Here is a 14,540-nt window from a genome sequence, read left to right as displayed (position 1 = left end):
ATTAACCTGCCTTATTAGCCATCGACTCTAGCTTAAGTATAGCAGGGCTAGATGTTGCTTTGAGTAGCGCTTTAGGTCTTGCCAACAAGGAGGGTTTTGATTTTTGGCCACCACAACCACAGGAGCCGCAGCCGCCTTTTTGTTTGTGAACACTTTTCTTATGATTGTTTGATGGACGTCCTTGAGAGGGCTCAATCAAAGGCTCTCTTGGAACCGCAAGCACATCTTCCAAGGAACTACGAGTAGACAGCCTAAATACTGGCGTGCCACTGCTAAGTAGCTTTGCCAATACACGTTCACCAATATTTCGCACAAGAACAGCATCCACATTGTACCCTTGTAGAGACTGAATCAACTGAGACTTCGCATTGCAACCCGCTTGTGGCATAGAAGCAATGTTCGCTAAGTTTTTTAGCATACCGTCAGTATCAGAATAAATAGCGATGTATGGTGCTTTTACAAAGTGGTTTGCCACCCGCTCACCATCATTAGGAATAGCATAAATCATAAGTTTGACTCCTCATTCGGAAAAACTAATGCATGACCTTCAACTAAACTTTTTGCGACTTTCAATCTTGCACTTTTTACTGTGTTACCAAAAGTTTGTCTAGAAACGCCCATCTGCTCCGCAGCTTGCTGCTGGCTAAGCCCCTCTAAGTCGGCTAAACGTAGCGCTTCTAACTCTTCTGGTAATATGGCGACTTGCTCCAACTGATTAAATGGAATGCCATTGGGCTTAAAGCAGTGGTGAGCCGCACGTCCGCATATTCGTCTTTCTATCTTTGGTCTTGCCATCATTGTCCCTCAAAAACACAGAGTCAAATTACGCCTTAAACTGGCATATGCCAATAACATTTTTAGCATATGCCAATAAACTAAGTTTGCAAAAATCAACACGACAAATACGTAATACATCAGCATTAATTAGACATCTAATAATTTAGGAATTTTGATGACAAACGAACAAAAAGATCAATTCTAATTAACCGGATAATAAAAACGTTAGTTTGCGCAGATTTTTCATACAAATACACGCTAATGTGTTCATTTTATTGAAGAAGAAAAACTATAATCCAAGCAAATCATTAGTTTGAACACTAATGATTGTTTTATTTAAAAGGATGTATACCTAAGGAACGAAAAAGAGAAGTTTGACAACATTGGTCTGAGCTTAAAGGGTAATACGTTCGATACAGAACCTGTCGAACGACCATTACTTGGCCTAGGTGCCCTACTCTTCTTGCCAAATTAAGTTTCTTGAAAGCGCTTAGGTATATCAGAAAAAGGAAGTACATATGTCTGACTCAAATTGGCTCAGCGAATTCCCGGAAATGGATGCCTCTGATCTCAGGGCGATTCGCAAAACACTCGACGGCGCCTACAGAGATTTCTCTCGCGAGTATGGTGAACTCATTGAGTCTCTGTTTGATCCGCTCCTTTCGTTTCTTGTCTGGTTTGAAAAACTTCTGATTTCTACACCTTGGTTCATTATTTTAGGTGTCTGCACCACTCTCGTTTATGCCGCCAGCCGCTCTTGGAAACTGGCCGCTGCATGTTTTGGTTCGCTGATTCTGATTGGCTATTTTGGAATGTGGGAAGACACTATGCGTACGCTCAGTATCATCACTGTATGTACTATGCTTGCCATCGCACTTGGTATCCCTATCGGCATCGCTATGGCGCGCTCTAATCGCATTCAGTCGGTGGTAACACCATTACTCGACGTCATGCAGACCATGCCGGCATTTGTGTATCTCATTCCAGTTGTGATGTTATTGGGCATTGGGAAAATTCCTGGCCTTATCGCAGTAGTGATCTACGCGATTCCACCGGTTATTCGTTTAACCAATTTGGGCATTCGTCTAGTTGATAAAGAAGTATTGGAAGCCGCAACCGCATTTGGTGCCAGCACTCGGCAACGGCTTTTTGGGGTTCAGCTTCCGCTTGCAATGCCAACCATCATGGCGGGAATTAACCAAACGATCATGATGGCACTGTCAATGGTGGTCATCGCATCAATGATTGGGGTAAAAGGTTTAGGTCAGCCTGTTCTAAAGTCTATTACCAATCAATATTTCACTCTTGGTCTTCTCAATGGTTTAGCCATTGTCGCCCTAGCAATCCTTTTTGACCGTGCTTCACAAGCGTATGCGAAACGCACTCAAGCTCATTTAGGAGACTCAAAACATGACTAGTCCACTTATCGAAATCAGCGGTCTGTATAAAATCTTCGGCCCCAAACCCAATAGCGTGATTGAGCGCGTTAAGTTGGGACATAGTAAAGAGCAGGTTTTAGCGGAAACGGGCCACACGGTCGGACTAAAAGACATCAACCTGCAAATTCAAAAGGGTGAAATTTTTGTCATTATGGGATTATCCGGTTCTGGAAAATCCACCATGATTCGCCACTTCAACCGATTAATCGATCCAACCATGGGGCAGATTTTGGTAGAAGGGGTGGATGTCATGCAACTTTCTAACAAAGAGCTTGAACAGTTTCGCCGTCACAAGATGTCTATGGTGTTCCAACGCTTTGGCTTGCTGCCTCATCGCACTGTTATCGACAACATCGCATATGGTTTAGAAGTTCAGGGAATAAATAAAGAGGCGCGCTTAGAAAAAGCAAATGAATGGTTAGAAACCGTTGGACTGACGGGTTATGAGCACCAGTATCCTGCTCAACTATCGGGTGGACAGCAACAGCGTGTGGGCCTTGCACGGGCACTGGCTACCGACGCCGAAATACTGTTGATGGACGAGGCTTTCTCAGCATTGGACCCTCTGATTCGGAGCGAAATGCAAGATCAGTTGGTAGAGCTGCAACAGAAGCTGCACAAAACCATTATTTTCATTACTCATGATTTAGATGAAGCGCTTCGACTTGGCGATCGCATCGCGATTCTTAAAGACGGTGAACTTGTCCAACAAGGTTCACCAGACGAAATTTTACTGCATCCTGCCGATGAGTACGTTGAAGCCTTTGTAAAAGACGTCAATAGAGCGCGAGCACTGACGGTCGAAACGCTGATGCAGCCACCTTCGTACTGTGTTCGCGCTGAAACCATTGAAGATGCACTGAGTGAAATGAAACGTGTTAAACGTGATTATGCCTACCATCAGACCAATGCAGGCTATCAAGGCGTGATAACACAGCAAGGATTGCTAAACGCAGCGAAGTTAACTCACCTATCAGATTGGCGTGATGATATCTATGAAGAGGTGCCTATCATCTCTCCACATTTAGCCATTGAGCAAGTGCTGACTGAAGTCATGTCGTGTGAATATTCACTGCCCGTCATCGATAAGCACGGCAATTTGAAAGGCGAATTAAATCGTCAGGTTATTGCGGAGCTGTTTTCTGATCAACGAAGCACAAAACGAGGCACTTCACGCTCAAGCTTCAATAACGTTTCTTAGATGATGTTGATAATACAACTCACAATAATGTGGGCTGTTATCAATTAACTCGCTCCCACTCCCCTTTTAGATATTTGTCTGTGGGCTCAAGCTTGATACCCAAAGCAACATTTACATTGTTCTGATTTTCCTGACAATTTCATGCTCATATCCGGTTTTATTGACATAGTTAGATCATTCTATTGCTTTTTGATGACGCAAATCCTCGATAAATGTCTACTATTATTCTCATACAAAATCTTGATTTAAAGAGGGATAAAATGAAAAAGACAATGTTGGCACTAACAGGCGCGGTAATCATTCTTGCAGGCTGTCAAGATGAGAAACCTGCCGAAACAAGCGCAGTTGAAGTACCTCAGGCAACGGAAACTGAAGTCACCACCAGTGCAGACGTTACGACTGAGACAATTGACACGTTACCAGTAGAAGAAGAACAGGTAATTACTGAAGAGACATTTGTAGACTCTGAACACAACGCACAAAGTGCTCTGGACTGGAACGGCACCTACAAAGGAACACTACCTTGCGCGGATTGTGCTGGTATCGATATGACAATCACACTAAATCAAGATGGCACTTACGTACTTGAAGAAAGCTACCAAGACAAAGAAGACGGTCAATCAAAATCTGAAGGTCAATTCACTTGGGACGCAAATGGCAGCATCGTAACGTTGACAAATGAAGATGCACCAAACCAATACTTTGTTGGTGAAAACGTACTTATGAAGCTAGACATGAATGGCGAAAAAGTAACGGGTGACCTAGCACCACTATACAACTTAACGAAACAGTAAGAAGTTAGTATCAATACCTGATAAATACCTCAAATCCGAGCCACCCCAGCTCGGATTTTTCGTTATTTTAACGAAAGCTATTCCAGCAACCTTTCTATTCTGAAGCAACATTCTGCTTCTTACCCTGATTGTTCATTACATTTCCATACGCTTTGCCGATAGATGCTTACAACATCATTTTGTACAGTGTTCAAAACAAAACAGAACAACTCGGAAAAATGATGAAAAAAACATTAATTGCACTACTTACTTTGACAGCTGCTGGCTCAGCTTTCGCTGGCGATACTTACATTCGTAACGGTAATATCTACAACAACGAAGGCGGTTGGAACGTAGAAGCTGGTGTGGCTCAAGGCAGCGATCTTTTCAAAGATCAAAAGCATAATACAGCACCAATTCTCAACGGTGGTTACCATGGTGACGACTTTAATGCCGACCTAAGTGGCATTAACTACCGCTTCTTCGGTAACACCAATGAGTTAATCAACATGAGTGCCTACCTTGTAGGTAGCGGTGTAATGCGCGACGGTGATACAGCGAAAAGCCTAAAAGGCACAGATAAACGCCGTTTCGCCGTCGATCTAGGTTTAAACGCAGACTTTACACTGGATCAAAACAACGTCATTTCTACATACCTTCAGCACGATATCAGCGGTGCTTACAAAGGTTACTTAGCGGGCGCGACTTACTTCCACATAATGAAATTCGGTAGTGTTGATTTTGTTCCTTTTGCTAACCTAACTTATCAAAGTGAAGACTACGTAGATTACTACTTTGGTGTAAAACAACGCGAAGCAAACGCAAACCGCAAAGCATACAAAGGTGATTCAACGGTAAGCTATGGTGTGGGCTACAAACTTGTTATGCCAATCAACGACAACTGGCAAGTAAGCCAAATGACACAATACACGCGCCTAGGCAGCGGTATCAGCGACTCTTCTATCGTTGATAGTGCAAACCAATGGGTTGTTGGCGCAAGTGTGTCGTACAACTTCTAATCCGACACGCCCTTATAAAGCCATCATTTCGATGGCTTTATGCGTTGGACATTTGCATCATCTTGCACACAGACGTTAGTGTGAATGAGCAATCCATAACCTATGTAAGTCGCTATAGCCTGTATTCTTCACCTGCACACCTCGCACTTGCTGTGTTTTTGTCACTTCTTCGTAGCCAACAAACAAAGGCAAATATAGGTACTGATCGCGCAGCGCTTTCTCTAGGTTTAATAAAGACTGCAGCGAGTGATCATCAGCCATCGCCCTGCGAACCTTTTCTCTGTGGCTTAACATCTGGCTTTGATCAAAACTAAAACGCAGTCCAGTTGCTATCGACAGCCATTCGAAGATGCCATATTCAAATGGTGCTTCCATGACTTCCTCAATGAAGAGCAAATCTGCTTGGTGAGACACTACCTCAGGAAAACTAATGTCATCAATAACGACGATCTCCAACTCCAATCCCGTTGCACGAATCACACTGTGCAACCATTCGGAATGACGAATTAAACTCGGTATCGTCCAGACAGGTTCAGCTAATACCACTTTACCTTTCAGTTTAGGTATCACACCACCATCTGTTATTGATAAATCTTGCTCATGAGTCTCTAACTGAATGCTGTCAACGGCACTTGGCGCATCATAAATTCGCTTTTGCACATGGATGTAATCAGCGAGTTGATACCAAGTCTCTTTTGTGAGTTGGGATTCCGCGCGTTCGCGGTAGGTCAGATATGAAAATGCGCTAATTTTTTCCACTTCAACGTGATCGGAGCTTTGGTTAAAGCTCAACATATTTAAGGTTTTAACATCACCATGAGACAGCGTTATTTGATCTAACAATGCGCGTGCTGAAAAATACTCTTTGTGCGCTTCAAGAGTCATACTCTCCTGGTTCCAGCCGCTGATTTTAAATGGCCCAGTCCCTATGTGGTAGGAATAACTAGAACCGAAAGAGACGACATCTCGACACAGAATAGACGCATGAGGAGTTGCTAGCATGTATGGAAACAACTTGTTCGGATGCTTCAATATGATTTTTAAGCAGTTAGATGTTTCTGCAACCACGCTATCAATGCATTGCCAGAGCTCGTGAACTGGTCCTTTTATCTCCCTGAGTCTTTCTATACTCCAAACCACATCCTGTATGTTAAGGGGCTCGCCATCATGGCGATATATGCCTGGCCGCAACCATAACGTCATTACCTTGCCTTCCATTTTCCATTCGTGTGCTAACGATGGCTCGATACCACCATTGGAATTTTGGGTCAGCAATACGTCATAAACGCTTTTCGCGACGTGTAATTCAGTGTGACGGTAAGTATTCGCAGGGTCGATTTTGGATACCCAAGGGTAAGAAGAAATCAAAATAGCGTTATTTGATTCATTCAATCGATTCACTTTTTCAGAAGCGATGGTTAGTGCTCTAACCGCGGTTTGACCGAACCAATCAATAAGTTTCGTTATTGAGTTCATTCTTCCTCTGCCAAGCTCCTCAACCAAAAACTCGGTCATCGCTTGTTGGAGGGAAATATTAATACTGAGACGGCTAGCGTTACTTCGGCCAATCGCAGGTTGCCAATCGACCCAATCGTAAGTGGCAAGCTTTTTCATCACAATAGAAACATTGCGCCTCGACGTGCAAATCACCGCCTCTAGCTCAGAAAGCGTAACAAGGTGATACTGGTGAGGTTCAAAGTGCTTTAACAGTAGATCCAGATACCTAAGATTGACATCGTTCACAAAGATTCCTAAGAGTTATTCCAAAGCAAAAAAATAGCACAGGACGCTTAGCAACTAAACTTCCTGTGCTATATCTAAACAAATTCAAAGCTTGGACTCAGCTCGACCAACAGAAGTCAAAAGCGTTTACTAATCCAAGAGGTAACTTGAATAAGTATTCTTAGAAACGGTAGCTCATACCTACAGAGAATACATTGATGTCTGCATCAACCGTTACTTTTTCATTGCCAAATTTCGCAATGTCTAGCTCAGGCATCATGTATTCCCATTCAACTTGTAGAGCAAAGTTTTCAGTAATAGCGAACTCTGCACCTAAGCCGTACATGCCTGTTACAGTGCTGTCAGAAATGGTGGTATGGCCTGCGCTACCGTCAATCACAGAGTTGCTAATTTTGAATTCAGCATTGAAGTAAGAAAGACCAGCTTTAGCAAAAAGGTTGAAACGATCGCCAATCGGTAGAGTCGCTTTTGGCTGAATCGATAGATACTTCATATCACCAACAGTAACAACTTTGCCGTCTAAAGCATCGTAGCCACCAATGGCTGCTTCTAGAGAAATGTATTCGTTGAATTTGTAACCACCGAATACTTTGCCTGAAAGGCTTGAGTCATCTTCAAGTTTAAGTTTAGTGCTAGCGTTAGTACCACCACCATTGATAGAGCCATTAACATCACCAAACGATGCTTGACCTACAGATGCACCAACGTAAGGAGCTGCGTTTGCAACAGAACATGTTGCTAGAAGGGCTGTCATTAGCCATGTTTTTTTAAACATTGTATTTCACTGCCTGTTAATTATTGAGGTTGTGTTTTGCCCATCCTTAAGCATGCCATGCTATCCATTTCACTTGGTTTCAAAACCAAGTGGATGTTAATGAATAAAAACTCAATAAAACATGAAATATTTAGACACAACTTTGCCACTTTCTTTCTTAATTTTGACAATTTAGTCATTTCACAAGCATTGCTGCTTCAACCAGTTAGTGAGCTTGATGATTTCCGCTTGCTTGGCTCGACTCTTTTTATGAATAAAATAAAAGCTGTCGCCGGTTTCCAATCCATGAGAAGGGATATACACCAAATCGTGCGCTTTATCTCTTTCATTAAGCATAAAATCATTCGCAAATGCGATGCCTTGGTCATAACGCGCCGCCTCTATTGCCAACAACATATGACTAAAATGTTGAACATCGACATCTTTCGGCAAGGTGTAACCGCCCGCTCTGCACCACTCAGCCCAGTCTTTTCCTCTCTCACGATAAATTGAGTCTGTCGACAAAATAGGGTATCGCCAAAGCGCTTCTGGAATCGGTTGATCTTGCAACTCTTTCCAAATTTTATGGCTGCAGACCGGATACAGCGTCTCCGCGTATAACTTTACCGACATGTAGTTTCGCTTTGGCTTTTCTACCGTGATAAAACAATCGCCAACGCTGTCTGTCTGTTCAGGATCACCAACGACCATATTGAGTGTCAGATCGATTTCTGGATGTAAGCGCTTAAAATCAGACAAACGAGGAATAAGCCACTTTACGGCAAGCGAGCTATAAATCGCCAACCGTATGCTGCCTTTGTCCCCTTCTCGCACCTTTTGGCTGGCCATCGCAATTGAGCTAATTGCTGGGCTAATATCCTCTAAATAGCGGGTGCCCGTATCGGACAAAGAGAGCTTTCTGCCTTGACGGATAAATAATGATTCACCCAAATAATCTTCTAATAGTCGTATCTGGTGACTAACGGCACTTTGCGTCACATTGAGTTCTTCAGCAGCAAGCGAAAAGCTAGAGTTTCTGGCAACAGATTCAAAACAGTGAACCGCTCTGAGTGGTGGCAATTTCATTATCTAAAAATCTCATACTTAAACTAATAAATATCACTTCACTTCATCCTATGACATCACCTACTCTTTGGCAAAGAAAGAGGAGAGGAAAAAGTGAAAGTTACATCGGTCGGAGCAGCGATGCTGCTATTAATTGTTGGAAATCTCATTGCGGTGCTTTCGGACTCTTTAATTAAAAGTGTCGGAAATGAAGTGCCTATTTTTCAATTTGTCTTTTTCCGACAAATTTCAGCGGTGCTTTTCCTGCTGCCAGTCTACTTGCTAACAAAAAATGCGCCTTTTCTTGAAGGGTTTAAGTGGCATGCTGTTCGCGCTCACGTATGGTTACTTGGTGCAATATTCATGGTTTTGGCGATCTCATCTTTACCGCTCGCAACTGCGAACGCGATCTTTTACGCCGCGCCATTGATCATGTTGCCGCTTGCAGCAATCTTTTTTGGCGAACAGCTATCTAAACAATCGGTCGCCGCAGCGATAATGGGCTTTGCCGGTGTATTGGTCATCATTCGTCCAGACCAAATCGATTGGGCAGCGATTTCAGCTTTAGTTGTTGCAATTACTTTAGCAATCAATAACTTGCTCATTCGAAAACTGCCAAAAAATCAGTCTGTGATGCAAACATTATTGATGACAAACTTGGCAGGTATTCCAGTAGCCTTCTTGCTTGTTCTGATCGAAGCAGAACCTTGGGACTGGAGTGCTTTCCCTGTTGCTGCTGGCTCAAGTCTGTTCATCATGATTTATGCAGCAACATGTGTCATCGCTTACCGCTCGATCGATAGCAACAAAATTGCCAGCGCTGAATACAGTGGCTTAATTGGTGCCGTGTTTGTGGGATTGATTTGGTTTGGAGAAGTGCCAGATATATTTATGGCAATAGGAACCATTATGATTGTTGTGCCTCTGGTTTGGCTTTCTAAACGAGAACGTCGTAAGAAAAAGTTGCAAGAGCAACAAGAAGCGCACGTTACTTAAAGTTGTGCTCTAACCCAAAGACTAAAAAACCGAGCCGTAAGTGCTCGGTTTTTTTATGTGGCTCTAATCGGTTTTTACGTAAGCGACTACGTGAGATAAAAACTGCCTTGCAAAGCGATCATTAAACCGGATGCGATATTCATGCTCGGCTTCCGACACTAGACGCCAGCCTTCAGCAAAGTATTCTTTGATATCATCAACCGCCTCTTCTTTATTTTTGATGTGTTTCGCGTTCCACTGATAAGTGCAAGAGACAACGATCAGCCCACCCACCTTGGTGGTTTTTTTTAGAGCATTGATCACGCTAAGTGGCGACTCACATTGATCAATCACATTTAAACATACGACTAAATCAAAGCGAGATTGGAGAGTATCGAGCTCAAAAGGCTGGTTAATTAGCGTCAAATCAACATGAGCACATTTCTGTACGATATCTCTATTCTCAACCTCTAAAGTGTTTAAGGTGTTCACATCGTGAAGGTAAGTAAGCTCGACGCGTTGTTCTTCTATTAACAGTTGCTTCAAGCCATCCATTAACCTATTTGAAGGCTCCACAAGCGTCGCTTCTTTAAGGTTAGGTAAGCGTTGCACTAACTCATAATAATTTCTTCCCAGCGCCGCCCCAACCTCAAGTAGGGAATACGGCTGAACGCTGCTTTCGATTACCGCCTGCGCAATAAAATCAGCAACTTGGGAGCAGTGAGGTGATGACAAAAAAGAAAGTGGGACTTGTTTTGAGCGACTGGTTATCATCTCAATCTGTTGATCCTCAATGAACTTGTCGAACCATTGAGCTTCGAAATAACCAGCCAGACCGTGCTCGGTCAGGTAAAAATCTTCCATGTTTTTTCCGTTCGTACTTTTAGAAAAGTGATTGTATCGAACGCGGAAATTAACGGGTATTTCTGGCCGCACATTCCAATAGGAAAACAGATGAAAACGCCGCTTATGTGAAAAAACCCTTTCATCTCAAAGATAAAAGGGCTTGTTAATCGCTTCGGTTAAGTCGCTAACTATTGTGGTAGAACAACGTTACCATCTTGAATTGGGAACGTTTTTGTCGCTGGCTTGCTCGCCAAACGAACCGTCGTTGGTGTACCTGAAACTTCGTAAGTGACGTCGTAACCCACTACTTTATCAGATGTCGTATATTCTGTATGACACTGTTTTTTCGTCGTTGTTACTACATCACCTTTTTGCACATTCTCCTGGATCTTACGACCTGTCAGTGCACCAGCAATCGTACCAGCTGCAGTTGCAATCACTTTACCTGAGCCACCACCGATTTGGTTGCCCAGCGCTGCTCCAGCTGCTGCGCCACCAACCGTACCAATAATTTTATTGTCATCCGCAGGGGCAACTTGCTCGGTTACTACCACGTCTTTACATACTTGGTGCGGCTTTTTCACCGTTTCAGTCACCGCTTCAACCAAAGTAATGTTTGCTTGAGTTGGAGCTGGTGGCGTTTTGTCTTTACAGCCTGCTAGTACAGCAACAACTGCCGTTGCAATTGCGATAGATTTCATATTCATGATTTACATCCCAGTATGGTTTGCTTTGATGAGCGTTATGGTAAATCGCAAAAGGGAAATCACATCAGACGAAAACAAACCCTCTGTTATTAACAAGTAAAGAAACACTGTTTTATAAGAGGTACGTCAAGAAACACTCAGCAGAATGTCAACAGAGCTAAAACTGTATCACTACTGATTATGATTGGGCTGGACTAGTCTATGAGATTTATTTTTAAGCCAAGCTCAAAAATAGTTCGTCATCCGTTAAATACTTATGACGGTGGCTTAGATTACGCACGTGCATAAACATAAAATCAGGGAAACCAGGCGCTATAATGTTATTTGGTTCCCAGCATACACCGCCAACAAACACATATCGCCCCTGCTTGTCATCTTCGTGAAGGGGGTTATTAAGAGGAGAAGAAAACTCTGCTCGGCAACCTTCAACCACACAAACAATTTGTCCTTTAAAAAGGCCAATCACGCGCTTTACAAGATTTGCCTTGATACCACACCTCCATGCTTGGCGAGTGGCCATCTCATAGCCATATTTTCGGATCGCTTTCTTTTGCAAATGTACTACTAGGTTCATTTTGACTCCTGATTCAAGCAACTACGTGAAGCCCAAAGTCATAAAAGCAGATAGACGTCTATACCCAAGTGAGCTCATGGTACGTGGGAATAAACTACGTGATTAGACTGAGTTTAGTGTCGGATGAGATACACCGTCCACGATGCTGTAACGTATCGATTTACACCAATCAAAGGCAGATAACACATCAACTTTTGAGTGCTTTCCTGCGCTGTATCTGGTTACTTCTGTATATTACTATAACGAAAACACCCTCCACGTTTACCTATATAAATTTGTCGTAACGATAGAGGGTGCTTATCATGGAGAGAGGATAACGCCTACGCGTCGATGAGATAATTTTGACCTTCAGTTTCTAAACGATCGATCATTTTACGACACTCATTTAAATCAAGAGGTTGTTCAAAGCGGCGCTTGAGATTCATCAAAAAGAAGATATCTTCACACATGGCTTTCTCAGGTTCGTCACTGATTTTGGCGACCGGTGAACCATTGCACGTGACCATTTTTATCACGATAGAAAGTGGCTGGTAGGCTTCACCATCTTTATTGACATAATCACCCATATCATTGGCAAGAAAAGTACCGATACCAAAACTCACCTGAATACGTCCTTGGAAATACTCGCAAATATCTAACGCTTGTTCGAAGTTAAGTCCGTCGGTAAACACCAGTGTTTTTGTTAATGGGTCTATATTCAGCGACTGGTAGTGTGCAATCATTTTTTCACCCCAGCTATAAGGGCAACCACTATCGTGACGTACACCGAAGTACGCGTTACTTAGTTCTTCATCAAAGTCTTTAAGGAAAGCATCGATACCAATCGTATCGGTTAACGCAATACCTAGTGCACCATTAAACATTTTTTGCCAACGTTGCAACGCCACTTTTTGCGAATCTCGCACATTCACCAGAGCTTGGTGTCCCATAAACCATTCATGAGCAACGGTGCCGATAGGCGTCAAGTTTAGCTCTTTTGCTAAGTGATAGTTGCTTGTTCCTGTCAAACATTCCGGCACTTCCTGGCACAAATATTCCAGCATAGTGCGCTGAGCTTGGAAGGAAAAACGTCGACGCGTCGACATGTCAGAAAATTTAAAGTTAGTGATGTTACGACGTTTTAGTTCCGACTTTAGGTGCCGAACTTTCTCTTCTAAAACAGTGGTAAATTGCGCAACAGGGATATCTGACCAACGCTGACGGCTACGAACTTCAGACACGATGCTCATGATGATCGTTTCGTACAAGATGGTATCTCGCCACAAACCGTTAATGGTAATTCTTAACTGGCTTGAGCCATCAGCCATGGCTTTATTATGGAAAGAGACATCACTTTGTGGGTTGAAACGGAAATGGCGCAGTGCATCAACAAAGTCAGGATTCAGGTAAGGCGCGACACGCTTAATATATTCAATTTCTTCTTGCGTAAATTGAATATCTTGCAGTTTAAGGACTTCGGCTTTTACCTCGGGCAAAAGCTCAGAGAGGTCTTCCTCACTGCGCACGATAAACTTATATGACACCATCGCATCAGGGTAAAGCGCTGTTACAGCGCTCATCATATTGACTTTGTAGACATCGAAATCCAAAGCGCTTTGAATGATGCGGGAAGAAAATAGTTTGGTGGTCATTAGGTGCCCTTCTACATGCCCTTCCTGGGTATATAACTTTTTGTTACTAACTAATTTGCGTAAACAATAAACACCCATCTATAGTTTGTCAACTTTTGTTACTAACCACTCATTTTTATAAGGTTTTTTGTCTAGAATTCGAGCAAGCATTGTGAATAAGTCAGAGTCATCCGTAAATTTATGCTCAAACCGTATTACGAACACTACCAAAAACGTTTCTAACAACTCGTTACTTACCCATTGATTGACCACTTGTTATGCGCTAGATTACTTACAAATCAATATTAGGACCCAACCATGATCGTATCTGTCGACATTATTCCATTCAGGCTATCTGGCTGTGCCGATAAGGGATTGGAAGTGTTGTTGATTAAACGTTCAAATCCAAATCGGCCATACCATGGAGTCTGGGCACTACCGGGCGGATTTGTCTTTGATAAAGACTTAACCAGTGAAGGCGGACGCCCGGCCGATGAAAACTTTGAAGCGGCGCGTCGCCGAATTTGCCGTGAGAAAATCCATACCTACCCTCGCCATTTTAGCGAAGCATTTATCGACGGTGATCCAAAGCGCGATCCAGAAGACTGGAGCTTAAACATTACGCACTACGCCTTAGTTGATCGTAACAATGTAGAGCAAATAAATAATGCAGGTGTACCGGAATGCCAACTTAAATGGTTTTCGCTACAGGCTATTCTCAATGGAGAAGAAACCCTCGCATTTGATCATCAAAAAACCATTGAAAAAGCGTGGCAAAAGCTTCGTGCATCCATTGAATACACATCGGTTCTTTTGTTTGCATTAGACAAAGAGTTTTTGGTTGCGGACATCATTTCTGCTTATCAAGAGTTTGGTATTGATATCAGCCGAATGACGATTAAGCGCCGCTTGATAGATTCAGGCGTACTAAAACCCACTAATAAAGTCGCTTCAACCAACAAAGGCAAAGGTGGAAAACCCGCAATGGTATATACGCTGACTAGCGACGAAGTAACCTTTTTTCAAAACTGTTTGCGTGGATAAACGCAGACAATCA

At 42.9% G+C, this 14,540-nt stretch carries 15 protein-coding genes; 6 read left to right on the top strand and 9 right to left on the bottom strand.

What is annotated here, in order from left to right; all coding sequences use genetic code 11:
• Window position 1 precedes the first annotated feature (1 nt).
• Both KI742_RS00840 and KI742_RS00835 read right to left on the bottom strand, forming a co-directional pair.
• A complete protein-coding gene (locus KI742_RS00840) occupies window positions 2-508 on the bottom strand; it encodes a NifB/NifX family molybdenum-iron cluster-binding protein (protein ID WP_005387209.1) in 507 nt (168 codons plus the stop codon).
• On the bottom strand, window positions 505-795 hold the full coding sequence (locus KI742_RS00835; RefSeq protein ID WP_005373924.1) for a DUF134 domain-containing protein: 291 nt from the start codon (window positions 793-795) through the stop codon (window positions 505-507). Before KI742_RS00835 ends, KI742_RS00840 begins: the two co-directional genes overlap by 4 nt.
• 500 nt (window positions 796-1,295) lie before the next feature.
• Here KI742_RS00835 and KI742_RS00830 point away from each other — a divergent pair, with 500 nt between their 5' ends.
• The 4 genes from KI742_RS00830 (at window position 1,296) to ompV (ending at window position 5,209) form a co-directional block, all read left to right on the top strand.
• On the top strand, window positions 1,296-2,195 hold the full coding sequence (locus KI742_RS00830) for a proline/glycine betaine ABC transporter permease (protein WP_064354518.1): 900 nt from the start codon (window positions 1,296-1,298) through the stop codon (window positions 2,193-2,195).
• Window positions 2,188-3,417, top strand: coding sequence for a glycine betaine/L-proline ABC transporter ATP-binding protein (locus KI742_RS00825; protein ID WP_262640799.1), 1,230 nt, complete (start codon window positions 2,188-2,190; stop codon window positions 3,415-3,417). Before KI742_RS00830 ends, KI742_RS00825 begins: the two co-directional genes overlap by 8 nt.
• Window positions 3,418-3,677: 260 nt before the next feature.
• Window positions 3,678-4,211 (top strand): copper resistance protein NlpE, encoded by a 534-nt coding sequence (locus KI742_RS00820; protein WP_005373930.1) that lies wholly within the window; start codon window positions 3,678-3,680, stop codon window positions 4,209-4,211.
• Window positions 4,212-4,432: 221 nt separating this feature from the next.
• Complete coding sequence (gene ompV / locus KI742_RS00815) at window positions 4,433-5,209, top strand: outer membrane protein OmpV (RefSeq protein WP_017635134.1); 777 nt, start codon at window positions 4,433-4,435, stop codon at window positions 5,207-5,209.
• A 75-nt stretch (window positions 5,210-5,284) separates the two neighbouring features.
• Here ompV and KI742_RS00810 read toward each other — a convergent pair whose 3' ends face one another.
• The 3 genes from KI742_RS00810 to KI742_RS00800 all read right to left on the bottom strand — a co-directional run bounded on the left by KI742_RS00810 (window position 5,285) and on the right by KI742_RS00800 (window position 8,792).
• On the bottom strand, window positions 5,285-6,952 hold the full coding sequence (locus tag KI742_RS00810; RefSeq protein WP_054729940.1) for an ABC transporter substrate-binding protein: 1,668 nt from the start codon (window positions 6,950-6,952) through the stop codon (window positions 5,285-5,287).
• Between the two features lie 160 nt (window positions 6,953-7,112).
• Window positions 7,113-7,727, bottom strand: coding sequence for an outer membrane beta-barrel protein (locus tag KI742_RS00805; RefSeq protein WP_005373936.1), 615 nt, complete (start codon window positions 7,725-7,727; stop codon window positions 7,113-7,115).
• A gap of 180 nt (window positions 7,728-7,907) precedes the next feature.
• On the bottom strand, window positions 7,908-8,792 hold the full coding sequence (locus tag KI742_RS00800) for a LysR family transcriptional regulator (protein ID WP_005387224.1): 885 nt from the start codon (window positions 8,790-8,792) through the stop codon (window positions 7,908-7,910).
• 93 nt (window positions 8,793-8,885) lie between these two features.
• Here KI742_RS00800 and KI742_RS00795 point away from each other — a divergent pair, with 93 nt between their 5' ends.
• The gene (locus KI742_RS00795) at window positions 8,886-9,767 is read left to right on the top strand and encodes a DMT family transporter (RefSeq protein WP_005373940.1); all 882 of its coding nucleotides are present in this window, start codon (window positions 8,886-8,888) and stop codon (window positions 9,765-9,767) included.
• A gap of 63 nt (window positions 9,768-9,830) precedes the next feature.
• On the opposite strand, the gene KI742_RS00790 is transcribed toward KI742_RS00795, so the two are convergent.
• From KI742_RS00790 to pncB, 4 genes are all read right to left on the bottom strand, one after another.
• On the bottom strand, window positions 9,831-10,610 hold the full coding sequence (locus tag KI742_RS00790) for a methyltransferase domain-containing protein (protein WP_054730619.1): 780 nt from the start codon (window positions 10,608-10,610) through the stop codon (window positions 9,831-9,833).
• 170 nt (window positions 10,611-10,780) lie between these two features.
• Entirely contained in the window at window positions 10,781-11,299 is a 519-nt protein-coding gene (locus tag KI742_RS00785) for a glycine zipper 2TM domain-containing protein (RefSeq protein ID WP_225496491.1), read from the bottom strand.
• A gap of 214 nt (window positions 11,300-11,513) precedes the next feature.
• Entirely contained in the window at window positions 11,514-11,873 is a 360-nt protein-coding gene (locus KI742_RS00780) for a hypothetical protein (RefSeq protein WP_017819785.1), read from the bottom strand.
• 320 nt (window positions 11,874-12,193) lie between these two features.
• Entirely contained in the window at window positions 12,194-13,504 is a 1,311-nt protein-coding gene (gene pncB, locus KI742_RS00775; protein WP_042523435.1) for a nicotinate phosphoribosyltransferase, read from the bottom strand.
• A 297-nt stretch (window positions 13,505-13,801) separates the two neighbouring features.
• Between pncB and KI742_RS00770 the strand changes: the two genes are divergently transcribed.
• Complete coding sequence (locus tag KI742_RS00770; RefSeq protein WP_005373953.1) at window positions 13,802-14,527, top strand: NUDIX domain-containing protein; 726 nt, start codon at window positions 13,802-13,804, stop codon at window positions 14,525-14,527.
• Window positions 14,528-14,540: the final 13 nt, after the last annotated feature.

The sequence above is a fragment of the Vibrio sp. D417a genome, from assembly GCF_030248595.1.
Taxonomy (GTDB): Bacteria; Pseudomonadota; Gammaproteobacteria; order Enterobacterales; family Vibrionaceae; genus Vibrio; species Vibrio alginolyticus.
This window is presented reverse-complemented; position numbering and strand designations above follow the sequence as displayed.

Coding starts and splice junctions, on each gene's coding strand:
- KI742_RS00840 (WP_005387209.1), bottom strand. CDS start 508: ATGATTTATGCTATTCCTAATGATGGTGAGCGGGTGGCAAACCACTTT.
- KI742_RS00835 (WP_005373924.1), bottom strand. CDS start 795: ATGGCAAGACCAAAGATAGAAAGACGAATATGCGGACGTGCGGCTCAC.
- KI742_RS00830 (WP_064354518.1), top strand. CDS start 1,296: ATGTCTGACTCAAATTGGCTCAGCGAATTCCCGGAAATGGATGCCTCT.
- KI742_RS00825 (WP_262640799.1), top strand. CDS start 2,188: ATGACTAGTCCACTTATCGAAATCAGCGGTCTGTATAAAATCTTCGGC.
- KI742_RS00820 (WP_005373930.1), top strand. CDS start 3,678: ATGAAAAAGACAATGTTGGCACTAACAGGCGCGGTAATCATTCTTGCA.
- ompV (WP_017635134.1), top strand. CDS start 4,433: ATGAAAAAAACATTAATTGCACTACTTACTTTGACAGCTGCTGGCTCA.
- KI742_RS00805 (WP_005373936.1), bottom strand. CDS start 7,727: ATGTTTAAAAAAACATGGCTAATGACAGCCCTTCTAGCAACATGTTCT.
- KI742_RS00800 (WP_005387224.1), bottom strand. CDS start 8,792: ATGAAATTGCCACCACTCAGAGCGGTTCACTGTTTTGAATCTGTTGCC.
- KI742_RS00790 (WP_054730619.1), bottom strand. CDS start 10,610: ATGGAAGATTTTTACCTGACCGAGCACGGTCTGGCTGGTTATTTCGAA.
- KI742_RS00785 (WP_225496491.1), bottom strand. CDS start 11,299: ATGAATATGAAATCTATCGCAATTGCAACGGCAGTTGTTGCTGTACTA.
- KI742_RS00780 (WP_017819785.1), bottom strand. CDS start 11,873: ATGAACCTAGTAGTACATTTGCAAAAGAAAGCGATCCGAAAATATGGC.
- pncB (WP_042523435.1), bottom strand. CDS start 13,504: ATGACCACCAAACTATTTTCTTCCCGCATCATTCAAAGCGCTTTGGAT.
- KI742_RS00770 (WP_005373953.1), top strand. CDS start 13,802: ATGATCGTATCTGTCGACATTATTCCATTCAGGCTATCTGGCTGTGCC.